This window comes from Ensifer sp. Root142 (genome assembly GCF_001426785.1).
Classification (GTDB): Bacteria; Pseudomonadota; Alphaproteobacteria; order Rhizobiales; family Rhizobiaceae; genus Ensifer; species Ensifer canadensis.
Map to the genome: position 1 here is coordinate 1 of NZ_LMFK01000019.1, position 24,852 is coordinate 24,852.

23 protein-coding genes and 3 pseudogenes are annotated in these 24,852 nt (G+C 62.7%); 12 read left to right on the plus strand and 14 right to left on the minus strand.

From position 1 onward, the window contains the following. The 5 genes and pseudogenes from ASD52_RS37560 to recQ form a co-directional block, all read right to left on the minus strand. On the minus strand, positions 1–392 hold a 392-nt coding region (locus ASD52_RS37560), incomplete at both ends, for an aminotransferase class I/II-fold pyridoxal phosphate-dependent enzyme (protein WP_156613001.1). Between the two features lies 1 nt (position 393). Next, positions 394–1,029 (minus strand): annotated as a pseudogene (locus ASD52_RS36635) (aminotransferase class I/II-fold pyridoxal phosphate-dependent enzyme); the annotation flags it as partial. A 1-nt stretch (position 1,030) separates the two neighbouring features. Continuing rightward, positions 1,031–1,534: pseudogene (locus ASD52_RS19590) on the minus strand (aminotransferase class I/II-fold pyridoxal phosphate-dependent enzyme); the annotation flags it as partial. Positions 1,535–1,945: 411 nt separating this feature from the next. Next, positions 1,946–2,232 (minus strand): annotated as a pseudogene (locus ASD52_RS19595) (GIY-YIG nuclease family protein). A 237-nt stretch (positions 2,233–2,469) separates the two neighbouring features. Then, positions 2,470–4,347, minus strand: a complete 1,878-nt coding sequence (gene recQ, locus ASD52_RS19600) for a DNA helicase RecQ (protein ID WP_025427887.1) — start codon at positions 4,345–4,347, stop codon at positions 2,470–2,472. 198 nt (positions 4,348–4,545) lie between these two features. Between recQ and ASD52_RS19605 the strand changes: the two genes are divergently transcribed. After that, complete coding sequence (locus tag ASD52_RS19605) at positions 4,546–5,385, plus strand: hypothetical protein (RefSeq protein ID WP_025427888.1); 840 nt, start codon at positions 4,546–4,548, stop codon at positions 5,383–5,385. A 57-nt stretch (positions 5,386–5,442) separates the two neighbouring features. On the opposite strand, the gene dnaG is transcribed toward ASD52_RS19605, so the two are convergent. Further along, positions 5,443–7,461: a DNA primase gene (dnaG, locus tag ASD52_RS19610; RefSeq protein WP_025427889.1), complete on the minus strand. Its 2,019-nt coding sequence runs from the start codon at positions 7,459–7,461 to the stop codon at positions 5,443–5,445. Between the two features lie 236 nt (positions 7,462–7,697). On the opposite strand from dnaG, the gene ASD52_RS19615 reads away from it, so the two are divergent. Next, complete coding sequence (locus tag ASD52_RS19615) at positions 7,698–7,955, plus strand: hypothetical protein (RefSeq protein WP_025427890.1); 258 nt, start codon at positions 7,698–7,700, stop codon at positions 7,953–7,955. Here the strand turns inward: ASD52_RS19615 and ASD52_RS19620 are convergent. Then, the gene (locus ASD52_RS19620; RefSeq protein ID WP_025427891.1) at positions 7,936–8,385 is read right to left on the minus strand and encodes a GatB/YqeY domain-containing protein; all 450 of its coding nucleotides are present in this window, start codon (positions 8,383–8,385) and stop codon (positions 7,936–7,938) included. The two genes, ASD52_RS19615 and ASD52_RS19620, sit on opposite strands and share 20 nt — an antisense overlap. A gap of 324 nt (positions 8,386–8,709) precedes the next feature. Between ASD52_RS19620 and carA the strand changes: the two genes are divergently transcribed. Beyond that, on the plus strand, positions 8,710–9,915 hold the full coding sequence (gene carA / locus ASD52_RS19625) for a glutamine-hydrolyzing carbamoyl-phosphate synthase small subunit (protein ID WP_025427892.1): 1,206 nt from the start codon (positions 8,710–8,712) through the stop codon (positions 9,913–9,915). Between the two features lie 74 nt (positions 9,916–9,989). Here carA and ASD52_RS19630 read toward each other — a convergent pair whose 3' ends face one another. The 3 genes from ASD52_RS19630 to ASD52_RS19640 all read right to left on the minus strand — a co-directional run bounded on the left by ASD52_RS19630 (position 9,990) and on the right by ASD52_RS19640 (position 12,539). Further along, the gene (locus ASD52_RS19630) at positions 9,990–10,751 is read right to left on the minus strand and encodes a sulfite exporter TauE/SafE family protein (protein WP_025427893.1); all 762 of its coding nucleotides are present in this window, start codon (positions 10,749–10,751) and stop codon (positions 9,990–9,992) included. A gap of 30 nt (positions 10,752–10,781) precedes the next feature. Then, positions 10,782–11,540, minus strand: coding sequence for an AraC family transcriptional regulator (locus tag ASD52_RS19635; protein WP_025427894.1), 759 nt, complete (start codon positions 11,538–11,540; stop codon positions 10,782–10,784). Between the two features lie 93 nt (positions 11,541–11,633). Next, positions 11,634–12,539 carry a LysR substrate-binding domain-containing protein gene (locus ASD52_RS19640; RefSeq protein ID WP_025427895.1) on the minus strand — a complete coding sequence of 302 codons (906 nt, stop codon included), beginning with the start codon at positions 12,537–12,539 and terminating at the stop codon, positions 11,634–11,636. Between the two features lie 114 nt (positions 12,540–12,653). On the opposite strand from ASD52_RS19640, the gene ASD52_RS19645 reads away from it, so the two are divergent. From ASD52_RS19645 to ASD52_RS19655, 3 genes are all read left to right on the plus strand, one after another. After that, positions 12,654–13,415 (plus strand): SDR family oxidoreductase, encoded by a 762-nt coding sequence (locus ASD52_RS19645; protein WP_025427896.1) that lies wholly within the window; start codon positions 12,654–12,656, stop codon positions 13,413–13,415. 23 nt (positions 13,416–13,438) lie between these two features. Further along, positions 13,439–14,305 (plus strand): NAD(P)-binding domain-containing protein, encoded by an 867-nt coding sequence (locus ASD52_RS19650; protein WP_057221059.1) that lies wholly within the window; start codon positions 13,439–13,441, stop codon positions 14,303–14,305. Positions 14,306–14,481: 176 nt separating this feature from the next. Beyond that, on the plus strand, positions 14,482–14,787 hold the full coding sequence (locus tag ASD52_RS19655; protein ID WP_025427898.1) for a hypothetical protein: 306 nt from the start codon (positions 14,482–14,484) through the stop codon (positions 14,785–14,787). Positions 14,788–14,922: 135 nt separating this feature from the next. Here ASD52_RS19655 and ASD52_RS19660 read toward each other — a convergent pair whose 3' ends face one another. Next, a complete protein-coding gene (locus ASD52_RS19660; RefSeq protein ID WP_025427899.1) occupies positions 14,923–16,125 on the minus strand; it encodes a pyridoxal phosphate-dependent aminotransferase in 1,203 nt (400 codons plus the stop codon). A 518-nt stretch (positions 16,126–16,643) separates the two neighbouring features. On the opposite strand from ASD52_RS19660, the gene ASD52_RS19665 reads away from it, so the two are divergent. The 3 genes from ASD52_RS19665 (at position 16,644) to ASD52_RS19675 (ending at position 20,861) form a co-directional block, all read left to right on the plus strand. After that, positions 16,644–18,929 (plus strand): marine proteobacterial sortase target protein, encoded by a 2,286-nt coding sequence (locus ASD52_RS19665; protein WP_244496098.1) that lies wholly within the window; start codon positions 16,644–16,646, stop codon positions 18,927–18,929. Continuing rightward, positions 18,919–19,587: a class GN sortase gene (locus ASD52_RS19670; protein WP_025427901.1), complete on the plus strand. Its 669-nt coding sequence runs from the start codon at positions 18,919–18,921 to the stop codon at positions 19,585–19,587. Before ASD52_RS19665 ends, ASD52_RS19670 begins: the two co-directional genes overlap by 11 nt. Before the next feature lie 125 nt (positions 19,588–19,712). Continuing rightward, a complete protein-coding gene (locus ASD52_RS19675) occupies positions 19,713–20,861 on the plus strand; it encodes a PQQ-dependent sugar dehydrogenase (RefSeq protein ID WP_051509213.1) in 1,149 nt (382 codons plus the stop codon). A gap of 35 nt (positions 20,862–20,896) precedes the next feature. Here the strand turns inward: ASD52_RS19675 and ASD52_RS19680 are convergent, their stop codons facing one another. Then, a complete protein-coding gene (locus tag ASD52_RS19680; RefSeq protein ID WP_038576303.1) occupies positions 20,897–21,349 on the minus strand; it encodes a hypothetical protein in 453 nt (150 codons plus the stop codon). A gap of 104 nt (positions 21,350–21,453) precedes the next feature. Between ASD52_RS19680 and ASD52_RS19685 the strand changes: the two genes are divergently transcribed. After that, positions 21,454–22,350, plus strand: coding sequence for a DMT family transporter (locus ASD52_RS19685; protein ID WP_025427904.1), 897 nt, complete (start codon positions 21,454–21,456; stop codon positions 22,348–22,350). Between the two features lie 77 nt (positions 22,351–22,427). Here ASD52_RS19685 and ASD52_RS38610 read toward each other — a convergent pair whose 3' ends face one another. After that, entirely contained in the window at positions 22,428–22,835 is a 408-nt protein-coding gene (locus tag ASD52_RS38610; protein WP_128090426.1) for a hypothetical protein, read from the minus strand. 219 nt (positions 22,836–23,054) lie between these two features. Here ASD52_RS38610 and ASD52_RS19695 point away from each other — a divergent pair, with 219 nt between their 5' ends. Next, positions 23,055–23,270 (plus strand): cold-shock protein, encoded by a 216-nt coding sequence (locus ASD52_RS19695; protein ID WP_025427905.1) that lies wholly within the window; start codon positions 23,055–23,057, stop codon positions 23,268–23,270. A 142-nt stretch (positions 23,271–23,412) separates the two neighbouring features. Next, the gene (locus tag ASD52_RS19700; protein ID WP_025427906.1) at positions 23,413–23,865 is read left to right on the plus strand and encodes a BA14K family protein; all 453 of its coding nucleotides are present in this window, start codon (positions 23,413–23,415) and stop codon (positions 23,863–23,865) included. Between the two features lie 106 nt (positions 23,866–23,971). Here ASD52_RS19700 and ASD52_RS19705 read toward each other — a convergent pair whose 3' ends face one another. After that, the gene (locus tag ASD52_RS19705) at positions 23,972–24,613 is read right to left on the minus strand and encodes an MBL fold metallo-hydrolase (RefSeq protein WP_025427907.1); all 642 of its coding nucleotides are present in this window, start codon (positions 24,611–24,613) and stop codon (positions 23,972–23,974) included. Positions 24,614–24,852 lie beyond the last annotated feature (239 nt).

A 24,852-nucleotide genomic window follows, 5' to 3' on the forward strand; every position in this document is an offset into this window, starting at 1 on the left:
ATCGCCCGGCGCACGTCGTTTTCGCTGTGGGCGGCCGACATCTGCGTGCGGATGCGCGCCTGGCCCTTTGGCACCACCGGGAAGGAGAAGCCGATGACGTAGACGCCCTTCTTGAGCATGCGCGCCGCCATCTCCTGCGCCAGTGCGGCATCGCCGAGCATCACCGGGATGATCGGATGGCCCTCGCCGGCCAGCGTGAAGCCGAGCTTCGACATCTGGTCACGAAACAGCGCCGCATTGTCCGACAGCCGCGCCCGCAGCCCATCGCCGTTGTCGATCAGGTCGAACACTTTGAGCGAGGCGGCGGCAATCACCGGCGCCAGCGTGTTGGAAAACAGATAGGGCCGCGAGCGCTGGCGCAGCCAGTCGACAACCTCGGCCTTGGCCGACGTNATGATCGGATGGCCCTCGCCGGCCAGCGTGAAGCCGAGCTTCGACATCTGGTCACGAAACAGCGCCGCATTGTCCGACAGCCGCGCCCGCAGCGCATCGCCGTTGTCGATCAGGTCGAACACTTTGAGCGAGGCGGCGGCAATCACCGGCGCCAGCGTGTTGGAAAACAGATAGGGCCGCGAGCGCTGGCGCAGCCAGTCGACAACCTCGGCCTTGGCCGACGTATAGCCGCCCGAGGCACCGCCGAGCGCCTTGCCGAGCGTGCCGGTGATGATGTCGACGCGGCCCTCGACGCCGCAATGTTCGGCCGAGCCGCGCCCGTTTTTGCCGACGAAGCCGACCGCATGGCTGTCATCGACCATGACCATGGCGCCRTACTTCTCGGCGAGGTCACAGACGCCCCCGAGATTGGCGATGATGCCGTCCATCGAGAACACGCCGTCGGTGGCGATCAGCTTGAAGCGACTGCCTTSGGCCTTCTTCAGCTCTTCCTCCAGCGCCGCCATGTCGTTGTTGGCATAGCGGAAGCGCTTGGCCTTGGAGAGGCGCACGCCGTCGATGATCGAGGCGTGGTTCAAGGCGTCGGAGATGATCGCGTCCTCTTCGCCCAGCAGCGTCCCCACCTCTTCGAGAAATNGGCCTTCTTCAGCTCTTCCTCCAGCGCCGCCATGTCGTTGTTGGCATAGCGGAAGCGCTTGGCCTTGGAGAGGCGCACGCCGTCGATGATCGAGGCGTGGTTCAAGGCGTCGGAGATGATCGCGTCCTCTTCGCCCAGCAGCGTCTCGAACAGGCCGCCATTGGCGTCGAAACAGGAGGAATAAAGGATCGTGTCTTCCAGGCCGAGGAAGGCGGAGATGCGCGCCTCCAACTGCTTGTGCTCTTCCTGCGTGCCGCAGATAAAGCGCACCGAGGCCATGCCGTAGCCGTAACGGTCGAGCGCCTTTTTGCCGGCCTCAGTCAGTTCCGCATTGTCGGCCAGGCCGAGATAGTTGTTGGCGCAGAAGTTCAGCACCCGCTCGCCCGAGGCAACCTCGATCTCGCCCGCCTGCTTCGAGACGATCACCCGCTCCGACTTGTAAAGGCCTGATGATTTCAAGCCATCGAGTTCGGAGCGGAGGTGGGAAAGAAAAGCATTGGTCATGGCGGGCCGCTTTCACTGTGAAAAGGACGTTTCGTGCCAGACGAGTACCACGACAGCTTTCCCGTTGCAGCAAATTCCAGCGGCCAGGCCATGCGCAGAGGCAGTAGTGAGGGAAAACGACAGGGCCTTTCGCAACAGACCCGCTGGTCTGAAATTTTATGTCGCGCCCTTGGCGGTGCGAGACATATTGCTTCGGCCACTCCAGCTTTTGAGCGGTCGAAGATCGAAGCTGGCACCCTTTGTCCCATCAAGCACCATCCATTCGCGCCGCCGACGCAGCGCGGCTGGATTCCTGTGACAAGCACAGGAATGAGGGAGGGGACGTAGTTGCAGCCAGCGTATTCAGAATCTGGTCCCCAACAATCGCGGCAATATTATCCCAAGCTCAGGACAATGAGACGGGATCATTGGTCAGAGGGCATGCAGATAGGGCGAGATATCCTCCCAATCCGGGTTCATGCGTTCGATCAGGTTCAACTTCCACTTTCGAGGCCATTTCTTGATCGTTTTCTCCCGAGTTATCGCCGCGGTCAGCAAATCAAACTCCTCAAACCAGACCAGCGTCTTGACGTATCTCGATGTGAAGCCGGGCGTCAGGTCGTTCTGATGTTCGTAAAGCCGGGTGGCGAGATCCTTCGTCACGCCAACATAAAGCGTGCCTTTCGCTTGGACGCGAGGATGTAGACATAGCCCCTCATGAAAGGGAAATTGGCGATATCGCGCTTATCACAAGTAAAAATTGTAGTTGGGTGAAAGAATTTCGACCGCCCGCCACGCCCTCATTCCTGTGCTTGTCACAGGAATCCAGCCGCGCCGCGTCGGCGGCGCGACTTAGCTGGTCTGAGGGCGGAACTCCCCCAACTTCGTACTGCACCAGTGCCGAAAAGATACGAGAATCGGGACAAAGCCCAACCGCGAGAGCTAATCGTCGGGCCTCACCCCTCCAAATACCCGTCGATCACGGCCAGAAATGCCTCGCCGTACCGCTCGCGTTTGCTTTCGCCGATGCCGGGGATGTCGAGCAGCTCGTCGAAGCCGCGCGGGCGCTCCTTGGCGAGCGCGATCAGCGTTGCATCCGGGAAGACGACGTAGGGCGGCACGTTCAGGTCCTTGGCGATGGTGAAGCGCTCGGCGCGCAGCAGTTCGAACAGTTCGAGGTCGGAACCGGCAAGGTCGGCGCGCTCGCGCTGGCTGCCCGATTTCGCCTGCCGCGCCGCCTTGCCCGTCTGCGGGCGGTCCTTGCGAAACAGCACCTGGCGCTCGCGCTTGAACACGGCGCGGGCCTCCGCTTCGAGCTTGACTGCGCCGAAGGCCGTGTGATCGACGCTGACGAGACCGGCGGCCAGCAATTGCCGAAACACCGATTGCCAGGTACGCGCCGGCAGATCCTTGCCGGCGCCGAAGACCGGGATGTCGACATGGCCGAAACGCTCGGTCTTTTCGTTGACGGTCCCCATCAGCACGTCGACGACATGGCCGGTGCCGAAGCGCTCGCCGGTGCGGTAGACGGCGGCGAGCGCCTTGATCGCGGCCTCGGTGCCGTCCCAGGTTTCCACGGGCTTCAGGCAGGTATCGCAATGACCGCAACGACCGGGATGCGCCTCGCCGAAATGCGCGAGGATCGCCTGTCGGCGGCAGCCAGCCGTCTCACAGATCGCCAAAAGCGCATTGAGCTTGCCGCGCTCGATGCGCTTGATTTCGTCCGCCACTGCGCCCTCGTCGATCATCCGGCGGCGCTGCAAGACGTCGGCCATGCCATAGGCCATCCAGACCTCGGACGGTTGGCCGTCACGTCCGGCGCGGCCGGTCTCCTGGTAATAGGCCTCGACCGAGCCCGGCAGATCGAGATGGGCGACATAGCGCACATCCGGCTTGTCGATGCCCATGCCGAAGGCGACGGTTGCGACCAGGCAGAGGCTCTCCTCCTTGAGGAACGCGTCCTGATGGGTGTCGCGCAGCGTCCGGTCCATGCCGGCGTGATAGGGCAGCGCTCGAATGCCCTGCCCGTTCAACCATTCCGCAGTGTCCTCGACCTTTGCCCGCGACAGGCAATAGACGATGCCGGACGATCCGCGGAAGCGGGAGACAAAGCGCAGCAACTGCTGGCGCGGCTGGTCGCGCTCGACAATTTCATAGGCGATGTTCGGTCGGTCGAAGCTGGTGGTAAAGACTTCGGCGCCCTGCAGCGACAAGCGCTCGATAATGTCTTCGCGGGTATGCGGATCGGCCGTCGCCGTCAGCGCGATGCGCGGAACGCCGGGATAGCGCTCGGCAAGCAGGCCGAGGGTGCGATATTCCGGCCGGAAATCATGACCCCACTGCGAAACGCAATGGGCCTCGTCGATGGCGAAAAGCGCAATGCGGGCATTGCCGATGAGATCGGCGAAACCATCGGTGACGATGCGCTCGGGCGTGACGTAGAGGAGGTCAAGCGTGCCATCGGCAATCTGCCGGCGCACGGCCACCGCTTCTTCGCGCGTCAGGGACGAATTGAGTGCCGCCGCATTGACGCCGAGCTGCTTCAACGCCTCGACCTGATCGCGCATCAGCGCGATCAGCGGCGAAACGACGACGCCGAGGCCGGGACGGCAGAGTGCAGGGATCTGGAAGCAGAGCGACTTGCCGGCGCCGGTCGGAAACAGAACGACTGCATCGCCTCCGGCGGCCACATGCTCGACCACCTCCTGCTGCCGGCCGCGAAAGGCGGAGTAGCCATAGACGCGTTTGAGCACATCCAAAGGTGCCGGCGCGGCTCCGTCGAAGAGATGGCCGGCGACGCCCTTGGCGCATTGCGCCCTTTGCCCAATCTCCATCATATCTCCTTTACGGGAATCACCTGATCATCATCGCCCCAAGCGACCGCAATGCCATAGCCTTCCGGTCAACGGAATAGAGCAAGGCAAATCGCGGCGGCTGGACGGGCGGCTTCGGACCTGTTAGCTGAACTCGCCGCCGATGCGACCCTTCCGGTCACCGGCAATCTCGTGGATTGAAAAAACTGGAAAGTAACGATGTCTAGCATTCTGGCGGCAAGCGGCGGCGTCAAGCAGTTAATCTGCATCAACTGGGGGACCAAATACGGCGCGCCCTTCATCAACCGCCTCTATGCCATGGCGGCGCGCAACATCACCCCGCCCTTCACCTTCACCTGCTTCACCGACAATCGCGAGGGTCTGCACCCGGAAATTCTCTGCGAGGATCTGCCGCCGCTGGACATTGGAAAAATGCCCGAGAAGACGCCGGGCATCTGGAACAAATCTCGGCTATGGGGCGCCAAGCTGGGCAACCTCAGCGGACCGGTGCTGTTTCTGGACCTCGATATCGTCATCGTCGGGTCGCTCGACGCCTTCTTCGAGGTCGGAGAACCCGACGATGTGATCCTGGCGCGCAACCAGACGACGCCGTTCGAACGGCTCGGCCAGACCTCGCTGTTTCGCTTCCCGGTCGGCAAGCTGGTGCCGCTGCAGCAGAAGTTCCTGGCCGATCCGCAAGCCGTTGCCAATGAATACCGCTTCGAGCAGCGTTTCGTGACGCGCAACGCGCCGGGCGGCGTAAAACTTTTCCCAAGGCGCTGGGTGCTGCATTTCCGGCAGGACTGCCACTGGCCGCTCCCCCTAAACTACTTCTTCGCGCCGCGCCTGCCGACCGATGCACGCGTGGTGCTTTTCCCCCGCAGCCTGCTGCCGCAGCATGCGATCGACGGACAGTATGGCTATCGCGGCCGCGTGGACACGCCGCTCGGGCATATCCGGCGCCTGTTTTCCGGTGACCGGCGTGAAAAGAATCCAATCCGCTACCTGCGCCACTATATCCGCCCAGCTCCCTGGGTGGCCGAACATTGGCGCGAATAGTCGGCATACTGTTGAGACCGGACCGGATTTCGGCGTGGGCGCGCGACTTTTCGGCGGTCACCGGGCCGCCGGTCCCTTCACGCGGCCGGAGAGCACACCGAAGCCTTCGATGATCGCTTCCTGGTTTTCAAGCCGCGTCACTTCGAACTGTACTTCCTGAAGTGTGCGCAGGAGCTGAGGCACGGCCTCGAGGTCTCCCTCCTCGGTCGCATGCGCCAGTTCCCGCTCCAGCTCGCGCCGCTGCCAATGCAACGCCTTGGAGCGCTGGTGCAGCGCCAGCGCCTGCAGGTAACCCTCGCGCGCATCCTCGGGTGCCGCAGCAGCTGTCGCCGTCCACAGCCGGGCATAGCGGATCTGCTGGTCGATGGCCGCGATCAAGGGCGCAAAGCCTTCGGCTTCCAGCTGTTCCACCAGCCCTTCACGCGTCAGGCGCGGGCCGTTGGCGGCAGCCGCATTGAGCACCGCCGCCCAGCAGCGTTGCAGATCGCGGTGGTCGAACTCGATGGTCGAGATCTCGTCGTATTCGTCAAACAGCAGTTGCGGGTGGTTGACGATGGTGAGCGCCAGCACGCTTTCGCGCAACGAGGGCACCGCCTGCTGGCCGCTGACCAGCGACGAGCGCGCCAGCCGGTCCGAGATTGCCGTCGGACCCGAGGTGTTGGGCTGGCGTCCACCCTGCCCGCCGCGTTGGCCGCCGCCCTGGCGGCCGCCGCGCTCGAATTGCCGCCGCTCGCCGCCGCGACCGGGGCTTGAGGCCTGCAGGAAGGCGTGCAGCCGGTCGCGCATGTCCTGGCCATAGTGGCGCCGCACACTTTCGTCGGCAATGACGGCGGTGACCTGCTTCAGCCTCGCTTCAAGTTCGGCGCGTTTTTCCGGCGTATCGAACGAGCCGCCCTGGATTTCACGTTGCCAGACCATCTCGGCCAGCGACCTTGCATTGGCCAGCACCTGGTCGAAGGGCGCCCGCCCCTCTTGCCGCACCAGATCGTCCGGGTCCTTGCCGTCAGGCAGCATGGCAAAGCGCACCGATCGGCCGGGTTTCAGATGCGGCAGCGCCAGATCGACGCCGCGGTTGGCAGCGCGGATGCCGGCGCCGTCGCCATCGAAGCAGAGCACCGGCTGCGACGTCATCTTCCAGAGCAGATCGAGCTGGTTTTCGGTGAGTGCTGTTCCAAGCGGCGCAACGGCATTCTCGACGCCCGCCTGGTGGAGCGCGATCACGTCCATATAGCCCTCGACCGCGATGATCGTCGCCGTAGCACTTTCGTTTTGCCCGGCATCACCGGGGCGGCTGCCCCCGGACATTGCACGGCGTGCCCGGGCAAAGTTGTAGAGCACGTTGCCCTTGTGGAAGAGCTCGGTCTCATTCGAATTGAGATACTTCGCCGGCGCATCCGGCGACATGGCGCGGCCGCCGAAGGCGATGACCTTTTCGCGCGACGACAGGATCGGAAACATGATGCGGTCACGGAAGCGGTCGTAGGAAACCGGCACTTCGGGACCATGCACCACCAGGCCGCAGGCCTCTATCTGCTCCTTGCCGATGCCCTTGCCGGCCAAAAATTCCTTCAGCGCATTGCGGCTGTCGGGCGCAAAGCCGAGGCGAAAGGTCTCGATGGTGCGGCCGGTCAGCCCGCGCTCGCGCAGATAGGCGCGCGCCTTGGCGCCATTGGCCGTCTGTAGCTGGTCCTCGAAAAACTGGGTCGCCAGCTCCATCACATCGAGCAGGCTGGTGCGTTCCTTTTCGCGCTTCTCGGCCTGCGGGTCGGGCTGCGGCATGGCAACACCGGCCATGTCGGCGATCTGCTGCACCGCCTCGGGGAAGCTCAGGCCTTCGAGATCGGTGAGGAAGCGGAAGTGGTCGCCGGTAACGCCACAGCCGAAGCAATGGTAGCGGCCCTTGCGGTCCTCGCAGTGGAAGCTCGGAGATTTCTCGCCGTGGAACGGGCAGCAGGCCCAGTAGTCGCCGCGCGAGACATTGGTCTTGCGCCGATCCCAGGTGACGCGTTTGGCGATCACGTCCGAAATCGGCACGCGGTCGCGTATCTCGTCAAGAAAGGACTGTGAAAAGCGCATGGGTACCTCTGGTCAATCCTCCATATAGGCGGCGAAACCGCCGGACGCCACAGCGCTGACCGGCCTTGCCCGCAATTCACAGGCTGTAAAAAGGCAATTGCAAACCCCGCTTGCTGTAGGTCATCGGATGATGCGCGTCTAGCGCGAACATGTTTCTACACCCAGGCCGTGCATCGACCCTGACTCCGACCAAGCACAACAGGATGAATTCGCCTCCCGACCTCGGATCCCGCATCATGGCCATCACCGTCGAAGCACTTGCATCCAGCGCCGGCTTCTTCAACGCCGTGCCCAGCGGCATGGGATGGGATGGCCCGCCGGGTCGCAGCAGCCTCTGGCTGTCGCAGGGTTTCATCCGGGAATATTGGGATTATCAGGCGGAGAAGTTCGCGCTGATCGATCAGGCCCATGAAAGGCTCACCGGCAATTTCAATGCCGCAACGGCGCCCGCCGCAGACGAGCGGGCGCAGTCGGTTACTTCAGCAGGTCCTTGACCAGGCCGGAGGCCTTGGCGAAGTCCATCTGGCCGGGATACCGTTCCTTGAGCGCGTTCATGCACTTGCCCATGTCGCGAAGCCCGTGCGCGCCGGTTTCCTGGATCACCGAAGCACAGAGTTCCTTGACCTTATCCTCTGGCAACTGAGCCGGCAGGAACTGGTTGATGATGACGATTTCCTGCCGCTCCTGCTCGGCAAGCTCCGGCCGGCCGCCCTGGTCGTAGATGCGCGCCGATTCCTCGCGCTGCTTGATCATCTTGGCGAGGATCTGCAGGATCTCGTCGTCGCCGACCGGATCCTTGCCCAGGCCACGGTTGGCAATATCACGATCCTTGATCGCAGCCTGGATCAGCCGCACGGTTGAGGTGCGCCGCGTGTCCTTGGCCTTCAGGGCTTCTTTCAGTACCTCAGCGAACTGGTCGCGCATGTCTTTCTCCATGTCGAAGCCGGCCCGCGGTGCTCTTGCCCGGAACCGGTTCGATGCGTCAATGTTGTCGTCGTCTTAAACCAGTGTGGCAGGTGCAATCAAACGGATTACACAACCGCTTGAATTAAAAGGAATTTTATTTCCAGACAATTCACAGCGGCTGGTTGACCGGGCTTTGCGCTTTGGCTATTTTCCCGCACCTGCACGACATTGGCATGTGAGCACTTTTCGCGGGGATTCCGCGCGTCCATGCCTGAGCACATAAAATGGCGATCAGCCGTCGGGCTTTCAAGCCCCGCCTCGCGCCGCAACGGGATAGGAACGATGACCGCGACACCCGCATGGACCACTGAAAAACCCACCGCTTTGCTCGTTCTTGCCGATGGCACCGTCATCGAAGGCAAGGGCATCGGCGCAACCGGCAAGGTGCAGGCGGAAGTCTGCTTCAACACGGCACTGACCGGCTACCAGGAAATCCTGACGGATCCTTCCTACCTCAGCCAGATCGTCACCTTCACCTTCCCGCACATCGGCAATATCGGCGCCAATGACGAGGACATCGAAGACCTGACGCCGGCAGCCCGCCACGGCGCGGTCGGCGTGATCTTCAAGGCCGATATCACCGAGCCGTCGAACTACCGGTCCGTCAAGCACCTCGATGCCTGGCTGAAAGCCCGCGGCATCATCGGCCTCTGCGGCATCGACACCCGGGCACTCACCGCCTGGATCCGCGAAAACGGCATGCCCAACGCCGTCATCGCCCACGATCCCTCAGGCGTCTTCGACATCGAGACGCTGAAGAAGGAAGCCAAGGCTTGGAGCGGGCTTGAAGGCCTCGATCTTGCCAAGGTCGCGACCTCCGGCCAGTCCTCGCAGTGGACCGAGAAGCCCTGGGTCTGGGACGAAGGCTATTCGACGCTCGGCGATGCCGAGGCCGACTACCACGTCGTCGCCCTCGACTACGGCGTCAAGCGCAACATCCTGCGCCTCTTCACCGGCCTCAACGCCCGCGTCACCGTGATGCCGGCAACGACGAGCGCCGAAGAGGTGCTTGCCCAGAAGCCGGACGGCATCTTCCTCTCCAACGGCCCGGGCGACCCGGCGGCAACCGGCGAATACGCCGTGCCTGTCATCCAGGACCTGCTGAAGAGCGATATCCCGGTGTTCGGTATCTGCCTCGGTCACCAGATGCTGGCGCTGGCGCTTGGCGGCAAGACCGAAAAAATGCACCAGGGCCACCATGGCGCCAACCATCCGGTCAAGGATCACACCACGGGCAAGGTCGAGATCGTCTCGATGAACCACGGCTTCGCGGTCGATTCGAAGTCGCTGCCGGAAGGTGTTGAAGAGACTCACATTTCGCTGTTCGACGGCACCAATTGCGGCCTGCGCGTCGCCGGCAAGCCGGTGTTCTCGGTGCAGCATCACCCGGAAGCCTCGCCGGGCCCGCAGGACAGCCACTACCTCTTCCGCCGGTTCATGAACCTCGTGCGCGAGAAAAAGGGCGAACCGGCGCTTGCCGAGCGCTGAGCGCGCGACCGAGACAGCATAGAGGCCCGCTCCAAGCGGGCCTTTTTCATTTGAACCCTAACTTTCTGCCATCCTTAAAACCAGTAGCGGCCGGCATAGACGCAGGTCATGACCGCGCCGGAGAGGATCACGAACAGCCGCACGACTTGGGCCGGCAGCACCCGCACCAGATGACCGCCGGCATAGCCGCCGATCAGCGCGCCCGACAACATCGTCAGCGTCTCAGGCCATTGCACCATGCCCTTCGCGATGAAGATGACGATCGCCGCGAGGCTGACACAGCTGCCGAGCAGGTTCTTCATCACCTTGACCTTGCGGATGTCGCCCGGCTCTTGCAGCGAAAGCACCGCCGTCAGGAGGATGCCGAGCCCCGCACCAAAGAAACCGCCATAGATCGAAGTGGCAAACAGCGCGGCCATTCCTTCGGTCCTTGATGCTTGTCCCTTCCCGCGATGCGTTACGGTCCACTGGCCGATGCGCGGCGCAAACGCAAAGAGCAGCGTGGCAAGGCCGATGAGCCCGGGAACCGGCAGCACGAAGAGGCGATCGGGAAGCGCAAGCAGAACCAGTGCGCCGATGACGCCGCCAACGACGCAGAGGGCGTGCAGGACCAGCATGCGCCGATCGAAGGTCGGCAGCTTCTCGCGATCGGCAATCGCCGCCAGCAGGTGCCCAGGTGCGATGGCAATGGCATTCGAGGCATTGGCAACAACAGGCGGAAGACCCGCGGCAAGCATCGCCGGGAAGGTGATCAGCGTTGCGCCCCCTGCTAGCGCATTGATGATGCCGCCGGCTATGCCGGCGAGAAACAGAAGAGGCGCGATCAGTCCGTCCATGCCATGCCTTTCGCAATGATGCGAAGAGATCTAGCCTGTGGCCGTGACCACGTCTGGAACGTTTGTGACCGCCCGCATGTTTTCGCCATAGGCGCGTGGTGTGGCGCCGAAGACGCGGCGGAAATGACGGCCGAGATGGCTCTGGTCGGCAAAACCATATTTTGCTGCGATGTCGGCCACCGACGTTTCCGATCGCAGATCGCGCCGGGCCGCGTTCAGGCGGTGCATCAGCCGATAGGCGTGCGGCGACATACCGATCAGCCGCGTGAACCGACGACTGAAACCTTCGCGGCTCAGACCATGACGAACGGCGATCTTGCCGACCGTCATGCTGCTTACACCGATATCGCCAAGCCAGAGATCGTCGCTCGCATGTCCCGGCAACCTGCCACCCGCTTGCAATCGTTCCCCAACGCCGCGGAGCAGCGCGAGCGGATCGGCCTCCCCTTCGGAAAGCCCGAGTTCACGAAGCGAGTATACTGTGGGGCCACAGCCTGCATCCGGCAGGGCAGCGTAGAGGTTGAGGCATTGCGCGCCCTCGGGCTCGGCAGCAAGGCTTCGGTGCGGCATACCGGCGGGAATGTGCAGGCACTGCCCCGCCTCGACCCGGAGTATCACGCTTCCCACCTGAAAGGCGCGACAGCCGGAATGCACCGTCGTCAGCTGGCTTTCGGGGTGGAAATGCATGCCAAGTGCCGGTGCAGGCCCGCCAGCCCAGAAGGCGTACTCGACTTCAGGCGACGCCCGGCCCAGCCAATAAGTCCATTGATGGTTCTCGTGCGGGATCATTCGACAACTCGGGCATCCGTTCGGGCGAAGGATAGGTTGGGGCCGCCCGACGCGCAACGGCAGTGATGCACGCCATCTGGCCAATCATTGCAGCTATGCGGCCGACCCTTGCGCGCCGGGCAGATGCTCGGCGATGAAGTCGACCACCGCGCGCACCGACGGCAGTTGCCCCCGCCGATGCGGCATCAGCAGGGTCGTGGTGACGCTGCCCGCTTCCCAATCGGGCAGGACACGAACGAGGCTGCCCTCCTCGATTTCCGCCCGGCAGAGTTTGCGCGGCAGCGCGGTGATGCCGAGGCCGGAAACGGCGGCCGCACGGAGCACATTGGATTCGTCCGCAAGGAAACGCGGCTCCGGACGGACCCGGACGACCACACCCGCATCATTGCGCATCGTCCATCCCTCGGCGGTCAACGACGCCAGAAGTCCGTCATGACGCGAAAGCTCGCTCGGTTCGCGCGGGGCCCCGCGGCTTTCGAGATAGGCCGGTGCCGCCACCAGCCAGATGGCGTCCGTTGCCACCCGCCGCTGCACAAGACCCGAATCGGGCAAGGGCGCGAAGTGATCGCGCACGGCGATGTCGAAGCCTTCCTGGACGACGTCGACGAAACGGTCGGTCGCGTGCACCATCACGCGCATCTTAGGGTATGCGAGCGCCAACGGCGGTAGAAGGCCTGCCAGCGTCATCTGCGCCGTCGGCACTGAGGCGGTGATCCTGACCGTGCCGCTCGGCTCAGCGAGCCGGCCCTTGACGATGGCTTCGGCCGCATCCGCCTCGATCAGCATCGCCGCGGCATGTCGATAGAAGTCCTCGCCGATCTCGGTCACGGTGAAGCGGCGCGACGTGCGGTTGATCAGCCTGACGCCGAGTGTCTTTTCCAGTTCGGCCACGCGCTTGCTCAGCGTCGATTTCGGCATGTTGAGCGCGCGCGCGGCCGGCGCGAACCCCTTGTGATCGACCACATGGGCAAAGACGATGAAGTCGTTGAGATTGCGCATGGCCATTTTCCGATGTCTACAAATGTGGACGATACATCCACATTTGCCCGTCTTCCGCAATATCGTCCATGAATTTATCTCTTCTCCATCGAACTCACATCGAAGGAAAAGATCATGGGTAGCTATCAGGACAAGAAAGCCGTCGTCATCGGCGGCACGCATGGCATGGGCCTGGCGACAGTCGAACGGCTCGTCAACGGCGGCGCGGAAGTACTCTTGACCGGCAACAATGCGGCCAACCTCGCCAAGATCCAGGAGCGCTTCGGGGCGCGTGTCCATGCGGTAAAATCCGACATCTCCGACCTCGGCGAGATCGCCGTGCTCGGGGCGACCGTCGGCCAAAAGCTGGGGTCGATCGATCTGTTGCACGTCAACGCCGGCACGTCGCTGCTCGAACCGTTCGACCAGGTGACGGAGGCCTCCTACGACCGACAGTTCACCATCAACACCAAGGGCGCCTTCTTCACCGTGCAGCGGCTGGCGCCGCTCATCCGCGACGGCGGCTCCATCGTCTTCACCTCTTCTGTCGCCGATGTCGGCGGTCATGCGGGCATGGCTGTCTATAGCGGCAGCAAGGCGGCACTGATCTCGTTTGCCTCCGTCTTTGCCGCCGAACTGTTGCCACGCGGCATCCGCGTCAACTCGGTCAGCCCCGGCTTCATCGACACGCCGACCAAGGGCGTTGCCGGCATCACCGATGCCGAGCGTGCAGAGTTCAAGGCGCTGGGGGACGCGATCACGCCCATGGGCCGCAACGGCACCGCCGACGAAGTGGCCCGCGCCGTGCTGTTCCTCGCCTTCGACGCGACGTTTACCACTGGCGCGAGGCTGACGGTCGATGGCGGTCTCGGCCAGCAATTGTCGCCGGCTGCCTGAAACAAGCCAGAACGGAGAATCGGATGTCCAATTGCATCACCATCATCGGCCTCGGCGCCATGGGCACGGCCCTCGCAAACGCCCTCATCGAAGCAGGCAACGTAACGACGGTCTGGAACCGCACCCAGGCGCGGGCTGACACACTTGTTGCCCGCGGCGCGCGCCGAGCCGAAACGGTGCAGGAAGCCATCGACGTCAGCGACGTGATCGTGCTGTGCCTCACCGATTATACCGCCGCCGAAGCCACGCTTGCCGACGCCGCTCCCTTGCTGGCCGGCAAGACCGTCGTCAACCTCACCGATGGTCGCCCGGACGAGGTCCGGGCGATCGCCGGCCGTCTTGGCGGATACGGTGCGCTCTATCTCGACGGCGGCATCATGGCGACGCCGCCGATGATCGGCTCGTCGCACGCCTTCATTCTCTACAGCGGCAGCGCCGATGCGTTTGAGGGCGCAAAGGAGCAACTGGCTGCCTTTGGCCAGAGCCACTATCTCGGCGAAGATCCTGTTCTCGCCGCGGTCAACGACCTCGCATTGCTGTCGGCGATGTACGGCCTCTTCGGCGGCTATCTGCACGCAACGGCGCTTGCCGGCAGCGTTGGCGTCACGGCAATACAGTTCCTAGCCTTCGTCGAGCCCTGGCTGGCAGCGATGATGACGGCTCTGCCCGACCTTGCCGAGCGGATCGACAGCGGCGACCACGCCCGCGACGTGATGTCGAACCTTGCGATGCAATCGGTGGCGATCACCAATATCGTCGCCGCAAGCCGCAGCCAGGGCATCGATCCGGCGTTCATGGATCCGATCGAAAGACTGGCGCAAAAGCGCCTCGCCGGCGGCTTCGGTGCCGACGAGATCTCCGGCATCATCGAGGGAATGCGGGCAAAATAGGGTTCTGTCGTCCACGGGTGGCAGGCGCCGGCGAAAGCAGCGTCCGCCGCTCGCCTAAACATCGTCATAACCAACCGGCTCGAGCAAAACGGTCCGCGGTCGAAAGGTCGCGGGCCCTCGCTTGCTGTTGACCCGCCGCCGGGCTTCACGCATCCTCGCCGCAACTGGAGGTGACGATGATTACAGGTCCACAGTGCCGCGCCGCCCGGGCTCTGATCGAAATTTCGCGCGAGATGCTGGCGAGCTTTTCAGGCGTCGACGAAGACACGATCCTGAAGTTCGAGCGCAAGCTGGAAAAGCCCGCCGACGCGGTGATCGTGTCGCTGACGCATGCACTCGAAAATGCCGGCGCCATTTTTCTGCCGGAAGGCGAACGCGGCATCGGCGTCTGCCTGAAGTTTACCCGTTCCGAGGCACGTCGCCTCTCCATTCTCGAAAGCGAGGGCGGCGTCGTCGGCGATGACGAGGTTCCGGGGGCTTGAACGAAGGGCAGTTCGACTCTGATTTCAACGCCTTAGCCGCCGCGCTTGAATCAAATTGACCGCCCGTTGAATCCGTTTACGAACAAAAAAGCCCGCCGTTGCCGGCGGGCTTTTCATGAGATGGAATGCCTGAGCTTACTTGCAGGCGCCGCAAAAGCGCTGGATGCGGCGGCATGCTTCTTCCAGCTGCGCTTCCGACGTCGCGTAGGAGATGCGGAAGTTCGGGCCGAGGCCAAAGGCCGAGCCATGCACGACGGCAACGCCTTCGGCTTCGAGCAGCTCGGAGACGAAGTCTTCATCAGTCTCGATGACCTTGCCCGACGGTGCGGTCTTGCCGATCAGGCCGGCGCAGGACGGGTAGACGTAGAAGGCGCCTTCCGGCGTCGGGCACGCAATGCCCTTGGCCTGATTCAGCATCGACACCACGAGATCACGGCGACCTTCGAAGATCTTCTTGTTCTCGGGGATGAAGTCCTGTGTGCCGTTGAGCGCCTCGACGGCAGCCCACTGCGCGATCGAGGTTGCGCCCGAGGTCTGCTGGCCCTGGATCATGTCCATGGCCTTGATCAGCTGCAGCGGGCCGGCGGCGTAGCCGATGCGCCAGCCGGTCATGGCATAGGCCTTGGAGACGCCGTTCATGGTCAGCGTGCGGTCGTAGAGGCCGGGCTCGACTTCGACAGGGGTCGCGAACTTGAAGTCGCCATAGGTCAGGTGCTCGTACATGTCGTCGGTCAGCACCCAGACATGCGGGTGCTTCATCAGGACGTCGGTCAGCGCCTTGAGTTCTGCGTGGCTGTAGGCAGCGCCCGACGGGTTGGACGGCGAGTTGAAGATGAACCACTTGGTCTTCGGCGTGATCGCCTTGTCCAAGTCGGCAGGCTGGAGCTTGAAGTTGTTTTCCTGCGTCGCCGAAACAGTCACCGGCGTGCCGCCGCACAGCGCCACCATCTCCGGGTAGGAAACCCAGTAGGGCGCCGGGATGACGACTTCATCGCCCGCGTTCAGGGTCGCCATGAAGGCGTTGAAAAGAATCTGCTTTCCACCGGTGCCGACGATCGTCTGGGCGGCGGTGTAGTCGAGGTTGTTCTCGCGCTTGAACTTCTTGGCGATCGCTTCGCGCAGTTCCGGAATGCCGGATACCGGCGTGTACTTCGTCTCGCCGCGGTTGATCGCGTCGATCGCAGCCTTCTTGATATTATCAGGCGTGTCGAAATCCGGCTCCCCTGCACCAAGGCCGATCACGTCGCGTCCCTTCGCTTTCAGCTCGCGGGCTTTCTGCGAAACGGCGATGGTGGCGGAAGGCTTTACACGGGAAAGGGCATCGGCAAGGAAGGCCATGATGAAAGGTCCTGATCGTTTCGAGACGCGGTGAGCGCTACGGAACGAAAAAGTCAGGCTCCATAGCGGTTAGGTCTATGTCGAAAGACGCCCGGTCTTGCAAGCGCCAGAGCCTGAAAAACCGCCGGAATGCGGGCAAAATGCGTCACCATGACAAAGTTTCATGAGTGTGATCAGCAATCACGATCGACGCGCTCCGCCTGAGGTGATGGCAGCCCCGGCCAGAACGGTCCGCATACCGACAAGAAACCGGGGCTTCCATCCGATGAAGGCGCGGTCAGTCAGACACGTGCCACGGTCCCGATTTATTCAGAAAAAACAGCGGATTTCGACTTTTTTCGAAAAGCCATATTTTGGCCACAACAACTGTCGCGGAACGCCGCAATTCCGTCCCGCAACAGCCGATTTCCGGGCCTTTCCTTCCATGATCCGAACGCATGGCATGACGGGGGTATGCAATGTTTCTCGACGACGAAATCGCTGAATCACGGACACGGCAAAACGAAGCGCGCTGGGGCATGTATCTGGCGCTCGCAGCGCTCGCCGCCTGCATCGTGATGATCCTCGGCCTGATGACCCAGGCCTCGGCCCAGACAGCAAACGCCAGGCCCGAGCAGATGGCCGGCTATGTCAGGCCCAACGACATGGGCACCGGCGCCCTGCTCTTCCCCTCCAAGGAGCCCGGCTATTTCGTCGAGGCGCCGCGACTGGCGACCGACGTTCAGATCGACGTCAACGGCCCGATCATGCGCACCCGGGTGACGCAACGGTTCCAGAACCCGAGCAAGGGATGGGTCGAAGGCACCTATGTCTTCCCGCTTCCCGATGATTCCGCCGTCGACACGCTGAAGATGCAGATCGGCGACCGCTTCATCGAGGGTCAGATCAAGCCGCGCCAGGCGGCCAAGGAGATCTACGAGCAGGCAAAGGCCGAGGGCAAGAAGGCGGCGCTGCTCGAGCAGCAACGCCCCAACCTCTTCACCAATCAGGTCGCCAATATCGGCCCTGGCGAAACGGTGGTGGTGCAGATCGAATATCAAAGCGGTGTGCGCCAGTCGAACGACGCCTTCACCTTCCGCTTCCCGATGGTGGTCGCCCCTCGCTACAATCCGCAGCCGGTCGTCCAGACCGTCGATCTCGACAGCCGCTCCGGTTATGCCGTCAGCGATCCGGTCCCCGATCGCCAAAAGATCGAGCCGCCGGTGCTTGATCCGCGCGAGAACGCCAGGATCAACCCGGTGACGTTGACGATCAACCTGAAGGCGGGCTTCCCGATCGGCGAAGTGACATCGGCCTTTCACGAGATCGAAACGACCACCCTCGACCAGCTTACTCGCAAGATCACGTTGAAAGCAGGAAGCGTTCCGGCCGACAGGGATTTCGAACTCAGCTGGAAGGCTGTCGCAGGCAAGAGCCCCTATGCTGGCCTCTTCCGCGAGACCGTCGACGGCAAGACCTATCTCCTGTCTTTCGTCACCCCGCCGGTCACTGCGACCGCGACTGACAAACCACTCCGGCGCGAGGTGGTCTTCGTCATCGACAATTCCGGCTCGATGGCCGGCCCGTCGATGGAGCAGGCAAAGGAAAGCCTGGCGCTGGCGATCTCGCGGCTGAAGCCGGAAGACCGGTTCAACGTCATCCGCTTCGACGACACGATGACTGTGCATTTCCCTGGGCTCGTCGAGGCGACACCTGACAAGCGCGAGGACGCGATCTCCTTCGTGCGCGGCCTGACCGCCGACGGCGGCACCGAAATGCTGCCGGCGCTGGAAGCGGCCCTGCGCACGCAGGGACCGGTTGCCGCTGGCGCCCTTCGCCAGGTGGTCTTCCTCACCGATGGCGCCATCGGCAATGAAGGCCAGCTTTTCCAGGAAATCCAGAACAACCGCGGCGACGCGCGCGTCTTCACCGTCGGCATCGGGTCCGCGCCCAACAGCCATTTCATGACCAAGGCGGCTGAGTACGGCCGCGGCACCTTCACGCTGATCGGTTCCGAGAGCCAGGTGGCCGCCCGTATGGGCGAGCTTTTCACCAAGCTCGAGAGCCCTGTTATGACCGACATCTCCGCCACTTTCGAGGGTGCGGCCACGGGCGACATCACCCCGAACCCGATGCCCGATCTCTATCGCGGCGAGCCGGTCGTGCTGACGGCCGAACTCGACGGCGCCGCGCCGGAAGGCAAGCTTCGCATCGTCGGCAAGGCCGGCGACCAGCCCTGGCGCGTCGAGATGGACATCGCCAAGGCGGCAACCGGCGAAGGCGTCGCCAAGCTCTGGGCCCGCCGTAAGATCGACGATCTCGAGGCAAGCGCGGCGACGATCGCCGACCCGGCAACGCTCGACAGGCAGATCGAAACCGTCGCGCTCGCCCATCACCTGGTCTCGCGCGTCACCAGCCTTGTCGCCGTCGATGCGACACCGTCGCGGCCCGCCGGCGAAAACCTGACGGAAACCGCTGTGCCGCTCAACCTGCCGGCCGGCTGGGACTTCGGCAAGGTTTTCGGCGAGAAGTCCGATGCGACAGAAAAGGTCGACGAGCGCGAGGCTTCGGCCGAAAGCCAGACGAAGCTCGCAATGCTGACCGCCGACCGCATGCTGGCGGCACCGACGGCGCGCGCCGCCGGCCTGATTGCCGAAGCCAACAAACAGGTGAACCTGCCGCAGACGGCAACCGAAGCAGACAAGCAGATCCTCATCGGGCTGATGCTGCTCGCCTTTGCCCTTGCTGCCGGCAGCACCTTCGTCTTCTGGCGTGGGCAGATCGCCGCCCTCGTCACATCAGGGGTTCGACGCCATGGCCGCTGACGACGACCTGCCCGGGCCACGCCCGGGCTTCCTCGCCCGTCTTTCGGCGATCGAGACGATCGTGGTCGCGCTCATTGCCCTGTTCGCCCTTGCCGGCCTGATGCTGGTCGGCAAGGGATTTTACATGAAGGCCAAGGCCGAGGTCTCTCAAGTCCTCTTGAAAAAGAGCTTCGAGGCGCAATTGCACGGCGAGGCCAATGGCAGGCCCTGGCCCTGGGCCGACTTCGAAACGACAGCGGAAATCATGGCGCCGCGCATCAACCGCTCGGCGATCGTGCTCAAGGGCGCAAGCGGCCAGGCGCTTGCCTTCGGACCTGCCTGGCTCACAAACACCCCCCTTCCCGGCGACGAAGGCACCTCGGTCATCGCCGCCCACCGCGACACGCATTTCCGCTGGCTGAAGGATGTGTCCGCGGGCGACCTGCTGGTGCTGACCCGCAAGGACGGGCGGCGCTTTCTCTTCCGCGCCGGCGAAGGCCGGGTCGCGCGCTGGGACGAGAGCGGCATCAACGCCTCGGCCAGTGGCCACAAGCTGGCGCTTGCCACCTGCTTCCCTTTCGATGCGATCGAGCCGGGACCGATGCGCTACATCGTGACCGCCGAACTGGTCGGCGAGCAGCATCCGGTGCCGCTGACGACAGGCTCGGTTTCGAAATAAAGCCATTTTGATCCGATTTGACTTGAACGAACCGGGTGACCACTCCAGCTTGGCGTGTGGCGGCATGAACTGATCGGAGATATCGAATGTGGCAGGCGCAGGCATCAAGGCTGGAAACGACCCGGATGGCGGGAACAATTCGCGCGCTGCCGCTCCTCGCCGGCCTTGTTTCGTTTGCCGCCCCGTTTGCTGCCGCAGCACAGGAAACGCGTGAGTTTCCCTCCCAGCATGGCGACGTTCTCGTCGAAACGCTGGCGAGCGGGCTCGAACATCCCTGGTCCGTCGAGGTGCTGCCGGACGGCAGTTACATCGTCAGCGAGCGCGCCGGTCGGCTGCGCATCATCCGCGACGGCAAGGCCTCGGCGCCGCTTTCCGGCGTGCCTGAGGTGGCCGAGCAGGGCCAGGGTGGCCTGCTCGACATCGCCCTTGCCCCCGATTTTGCCACCAGCCGCACGCTCTACCTGACGCTCGCGGCCAGTGGAGACGGCGGTTTCGGAACGGTCCTGGTGCGGGCGGCATTGTCGGCGGATAATTCGGACCTGACCGACGTCAAGGAACTGTTCCGGATGAACAAGCTGACCCGCAACGGCCAGCATTTCGGCTCGCGCATCGCATTCGCGCCTGATGGCAGCCTGTTCTTCGGCATCGGCGACCGCGGCGAGCGCGAGCGCGCCCAGGATCTGCACGATCATGCCGGCGCCATCCTGCACATCAACGCCGACGGCAGCATTCCCGCCGACAACCCCTATCGCGGGGGCACCGAGGGCCTGCCGGAAATCTGGTCCAAGGGGCATCGCAATCCGCAGGGCATCGCCATTGATCCGAAGGACGGCACGCTTCTGACGGCAGAGCACGGCGCGCGCGGCGGCGACGAGGTCAACAACCCGCAATCCGGCCATAACTACGGCTGGCCGGTGATCACCTACGGCAAGGACTATTCCGGCGCCGAGATTGGCGAAGGCACGGCCAAGGACGGCTTCGACCAGCCGATCTACTACTGGGATCCCTCGATTGCGCCAGGCGCGCTCGCGGTCTATCGCGGCAAGATGTTTCCGGAGTGGGATGGCAACCTGCTGGTGGCGGCGCTGAAGTATCAGCTCCTCGCCCGGCTGGAGCGGGACGACACCGGCGCTGTGACCTCCGAGGAACGGCTGTTCGACGGCGAGTTCGGCCGTATCCGCGACATCGTGGTGGCGCCGGACGGCGCACTGCTGATGGTGACGGACGAAGAGGATGGCGCCTTGCTCAGGGTCTCCAAGGCACCGACGCAGTAATACCAACCGGCGCTCGTATAAATCCAAATTCGGGATCAGAGATCGGCGCGAACGTCCTTGCGGAACATAAACTTCAATCCGGACCAGACCGCATCGACGGCGCAGACCTTGGTGTCGACGAGCCCGAGCGGCAGAAAGATCTCGCGCAAGACGTCCTCCGTCAGCGTCGTCGGAACCTTCGATGCGCGCTTCGGCCACGAGATCCACATCATGCCGTCGGCCTTGAGGCTCGCCGCAAGCGGTAGTGCCAGCGCTTCAAGCTTTGCCCTCTCCACGGCGAAGACGTGGATGTAGTCGTGCCGACGTGACGCCGGGCCGTCGACGGCGGTTTCGCACCTGGAGAACCCTGGAAAGCCGGCAATATCGGTCAGATCGTCAGGGACGCCAAGCAACAGCGCTGACTGCCCGCCCCTCATGCCCAGCTTGCGGACAAGCGGCGTTCCCGAATAACCGCTCTCGCCCATCTCCACCGTCCCCATCTCCACCATGCAACCGTCGCCGGCACGCCGCGCAGATCAGCCGGCCGCCGACGATGAGCCTTGCCCGGAAAAATCGCAACTGATAGACGGCGAAGCATCTGAGGAGAGCAATGATGACCCGCGTCCAGGCCAATCTATTCCTGCTGTTTTCCGGCGCCATCTGGGGTGCCGGCTTCGTCGCCCAGTCGACGGCGATGCAGGCGATCGGACCGCTCTGGTTCATCACGCTTCGTTTTGCCATCGCAACCCTGGTCGCGCTGCCGCTCGCCGTCGTTGAAACCAGGCGGGCGCCGCAGCCGTTGACCGGCAGGACCCTTCGCAACTTCGTGTTTGTCGGGCTCGCGCTTTTTGCAGGCGCCGTTACGCAGCAATACGGGTTGCTCACCACCAGCGTCACCAACTCCGGCTTTCTAACCGGGCTTTACGTCGTCTTCGTCCCGGTGCTGACCATCATCTTCCTCCGCCGCAGGCCGCACTGGATCATCTGGCCCGGCGCGCTGATGGCCCTGCTCGGTATCTTCCTTTTGAGTGGTGGCGCTCTGTCGAGCCTGACCGGTGGTGATTATCTGACTGTTGTCTGCGCCCTGTTCTGGGCACTGCAGCTGATGCTTGTCGGCATCTTCGCACCGAGCAGCGGCCGGCCGATGCTGCTGTCGATGACGCAGTTTGCCGTTTGCGCCGTACTCGGCTGCGTCGTCGCTTTGGCGATCGAGCCCCTGAGCATGGAGGCGGTTAAAGGCGCGCTGCCGGAAATCCTCTATGCGGGCATCTTCTCCAGTGGTGTCGCCTTCATCTGCCAGGTCGTCGGCCAGCGCTACACCACGGCACCGCAGGCAGCGATCTTCCTGTCGAGCGAGGCGCTGTTTGCAGCCCTCTTCGGGGTGCTGCTGCTCGGGGAGATCATCACGCCCATCGGCTATGTCGGTTGCGCCATCATCTTTGCCGCCATGCTGGTCGTCGAGATCGTGCCCGAGATCACGAAAGGTGGCCGGAAGGAAGCCGCAGCCTGAGACGAGATAGGCATGCGCGGGGACCTGCAGAACTATAACCCTTGATTTTGGCGGGTACTGAACTGCTGCGTTACTTGTTATTGCCCCGCCCCGCAAAGCTGTTGCTTCACTTTAAAGCGCCGCGATGCAACCTGCCGATTCCCGGTTATTACTTGCAGGATTTCTGCAAAGCGAACCGCCACGGTGCCCGACAGCATCACTTTGGCAAGAAGCTTCAACCATATCAGTCGCTTGACAAATGAATGGACCTGTTTGGCAGCCATCGCGGCGTCGCCGATTGCGGCGAAAAACGGCGCAAAGCACTCAACTTCTCGGCACATTCGTTCAAAAAGCTGTGATTTCAACAGCTTGCGATGCACCTTCAATATCACCTGAAAAATCGGCGACTGACCGAATTTTGAGCAATGGCAAGACGCAATACCACTTCTAAAAAGTTTTGCTTGCCAATTCAAAATAAACCCATCAATCTTACTCTGTTCGGGCAATCTACGAGCATGGGAAGATCTTGAAATAAAAGCGGGCCGGAGACGCAAAAACTCCGGGTGGCCAGACTGGGGGGGACGCGAGTTTGCAACCTTTCCGATGGCTGGCTGCGGTAACAGGAACCTTTCCTCAAATATCGAGAACTGCCTGCCCAACGCCCAATCGGGCAAACTGCAATGCTACCCGTCCGTCAAACGGGTGGAGAGAAAAGGACCTGACGCATGGCCGAAACTGGCACTGTTAAATTCTTCAACACCGACAAGGGCTTTGGTTTCATCAAGCCTGACAACGGTGGTGCAGATATCTTCGTACACATCTCCGCTGTCCAGGCTTCCGGCCTGAACGGCCTGTCGGAAAATCAGAAGGTAAGCTTCGACACCGAACCGGATCGCCGCGGCAAAGGCCCGAAGGCGGTCAACCTGCAGATCTCCGGCTAACACCGGTTCTGCTGAAAGATTCAAGTTGAAGCCCGGCAGCGATGCCGGGTTTTTTTGTTCAGGCCCCGTTCAGTTTGGCGTGGTTAACACTCTTTCATCATGAAGGCCGGAAACGCTCCGGACCATGCACAGGATTGAAGCCATGAACAAGTTCATCAAAGCGACGGTTCTCTCGGTCATCGCCGCCGCCTCGGTTCTCCCGACCCTCAGCACGGCTGAGGCTGGTGATTGGAACCGCCGCAGGCACTATGACAACGGTGACGCCGTTGCACTCGGCGCTCTTGGCCTGGCGACCGGCGTGATCATCGGCGGCGCGATTGCTTCGCAGCCGCGTTACAGCGAGCGCGTCTATGTCGACCCGGAGCCCGATTATTACGAGCCGCGCCCGGTCTATCGTCCGCGCCCTGTCTATCGCGCGCGTCCGGTTGTCGTCGACAACTATGGCGGCGGCTACGGCGGCGGCGGCTACGGTTCGCTCGAGCCCTGGACCCCGTCCTGGTATCGTTATTGCTCGCAGCGCTACCGCTCGTTCAACCCGGACAACGGTACGTTCCGCGGCTACGACGGCCGCAGCTACTTCTGCGACGCAGGCTGATTGAAAAGCCGCGATGCGATAAACAAAAAGCGCATGCCTTTTCCCGGGGCATGCGCTTTTTCATTACGGCCTATATTCCCGAACCGGGGCCCGCGTCTTTTCGGGGTCAGAGACCACGCAGATAGGGGTTGGTGCGCCGCTCTTCACCAATCTGTCCACCGGGGCCATGGCCGCAAATGAAGCCGACCTGATCGCCGAGCGGCAGGATCTTGTCGCGGATGGAATCGAGCAATTGCTGATGATTGCCGCCGGGAAGATCGGTGCGACCGATCGAGCCGTGGAACAGCACGTCGCCGACATGGGCAAAATTCTGCACCCGGTTGAAATAGACCACGTGGCCAGGCGCATGGCCGGGGCAATGCAGCACTTCAAACACATGATTGCCGAAGGAGACGGTATCGCCGTCCTCCAGCCATTGGTCGGGTACGACGTTCTCGACCTTCATCGCCAGGCCGAATTTCTCGGCCTGCTCTTCCAGCCGCGACAACAGCGGCAGATCGTCCTTGTGCGGGCCGATGATCGAAAGCCCGAGCGCTTCCTTCAGTTCCTTGGCACCGCCGGCATGGTCGATGTGGCCGTGCGTCAGCCAGATCGCCTTCAGCGTGATGCCGTTCTCCTGGATCGTCTGGAGGATCACATCGACGTCGCCGCCGGGATCGACGATCACGCCTTCCTTGGTTTCAGCATCGAAGAGAACCGTGCAGTTCTGCTGGAAATGAGTAACCGGGATGATGCCCGCCTGTAGCATGCCGTCTGCGCCTCACTTAGATGTCGTTGGCACACCTATAGCGCCAAACGGCATCAGACACAGCGCGAATTAAAGCATGTCGCACAAAAGTGTTCAGCAGTTTTGCGATGACGACATGCGCAAAAACAAGAGCTTAAAGCGCAGCAAGCGAATCCTTGAGCGCCGCGCGTCATATTAGATGCGCAAAGGTCGCGGTAGCACTTAAATGACTGCATGCTGCCTTAAATCGAATACGATCT

Excerpts from the sequence above, each read along its gene's own strand:
- ASD52_RS19615 (WP_025427890.1), top strand. The coding sequence starts at position 7,698 with ATGGCCATCACCGTCGAAGCACTTGCATCCAGCGCCGGCTTCTTCAAC.
- ASD52_RS19655 (WP_025427898.1), top strand. The coding sequence starts at position 14,482 with ATGATTACAGGTCCACAGTGCCGCGCCGCCCGGGCTCTGATCGAAATT.
- ASD52_RS19670 (WP_025427901.1), top strand. The coding sequence starts at position 18,919 with ATGGCCGCTGACGACGACCTGCCCGGGCCACGCCCGGGCTTCCTCGCC.
- ASD52_RS19640 (WP_025427895.1), bottom strand. The coding sequence starts at position 12,539 with ATGCGCAATCTCAACGACTTCATCGTCTTTGCCCATGTGGTCGATCAC.
- ASD52_RS19660 (WP_025427899.1), bottom strand. The coding sequence starts at position 16,125 with ATGGCCTTCCTTGCCGATGCCCTTTCCCGTGTAAAGCCTTCCGCCACC.
- recQ (WP_025427887.1), bottom strand. The coding sequence starts at position 4,347 with ATGGAGATTGGGCAAAGGGCGCAATGCGCCAAGGGCGTCGCCGGCCAT.
- ASD52_RS19620 (WP_025427891.1), bottom strand. The coding sequence starts at position 8,385 with ATGCGCGACCAGTTCGCTGAGGTACTGAAAGAAGCCCTGAAGGCCAAG.
- carA (WP_025427892.1), top strand. The coding sequence starts at position 8,710 with ATGACCGCGACACCCGCATGGACCACTGAAAAACCCACCGCTTTGCTC.
- ASD52_RS19665 (WP_244496098.1), top strand. The coding sequence starts at position 16,644 with ATGTATCTGGCGCTCGCAGCGCTCGCCGCCTGCATCGTGATGATCCTC.
- ASD52_RS19605 (WP_025427888.1), top strand. The coding sequence starts at position 4,546 with ATGTCTAGCATTCTGGCGGCAAGCGGCGGCGTCAAGCAGTTAATCTGC.
- ASD52_RS19695 (WP_025427905.1), top strand. The coding sequence starts at position 23,055 with ATGGCCGAAACTGGCACTGTTAAATTCTTCAACACCGACAAGGGCTTT.
- ASD52_RS19700 (WP_025427906.1), top strand. The coding sequence starts at position 23,413 with ATGAACAAGTTCATCAAAGCGACGGTTCTCTCGGTCATCGCCGCCGCC.
- ASD52_RS19645 (WP_025427896.1), top strand. The coding sequence starts at position 12,654 with ATGGGTAGCTATCAGGACAAGAAAGCCGTCGTCATCGGCGGCACGCAT.
- ASD52_RS19630 (WP_025427893.1), bottom strand. The coding sequence starts at position 10,751 with ATGGACGGACTGATCGCGCCTCTTCTGTTTCTCGCCGGCATAGCCGGC.
- ASD52_RS19705 (WP_025427907.1), bottom strand. The coding sequence starts at position 24,613 with ATGCTACAGGCGGGCATCATCCCGGTTACTCATTTCCAGCAGAACTGC.
- dnaG (WP_025427889.1), bottom strand. The coding sequence starts at position 7,461 with ATGCGCTTTTCACAGTCCTTTCTTGACGAGATACGCGACCGCGTGCCG.
- ASD52_RS19680 (WP_038576303.1), bottom strand. The coding sequence starts at position 21,349 with ATGGTGGAGATGGGGACGGTGGAGATGGGCGAGAGCGGTTATTCGGGA.
- ASD52_RS19650 (WP_057221059.1), top strand. The coding sequence starts at position 13,439 with ATGTCCAATTGCATCACCATCATCGGCCTCGGCGCCATGGGCACGGCC.
- ASD52_RS19675 (WP_051509213.1), top strand. The coding sequence starts at position 19,713 with ATGGCGGGAACAATTCGCGCGCTGCCGCTCCTCGCCGGCCTTGTTTCG.
- ASD52_RS19635 (WP_025427894.1), bottom strand. The coding sequence starts at position 11,540 with ATGATCCCGCACGAGAACCATCAATGGACTTATTGGCTGGGCCGGGCG.
- ASD52_RS19685 (WP_025427904.1), top strand. The coding sequence starts at position 21,454 with ATGACCCGCGTCCAGGCCAATCTATTCCTGCTGTTTTCCGGCGCCATC.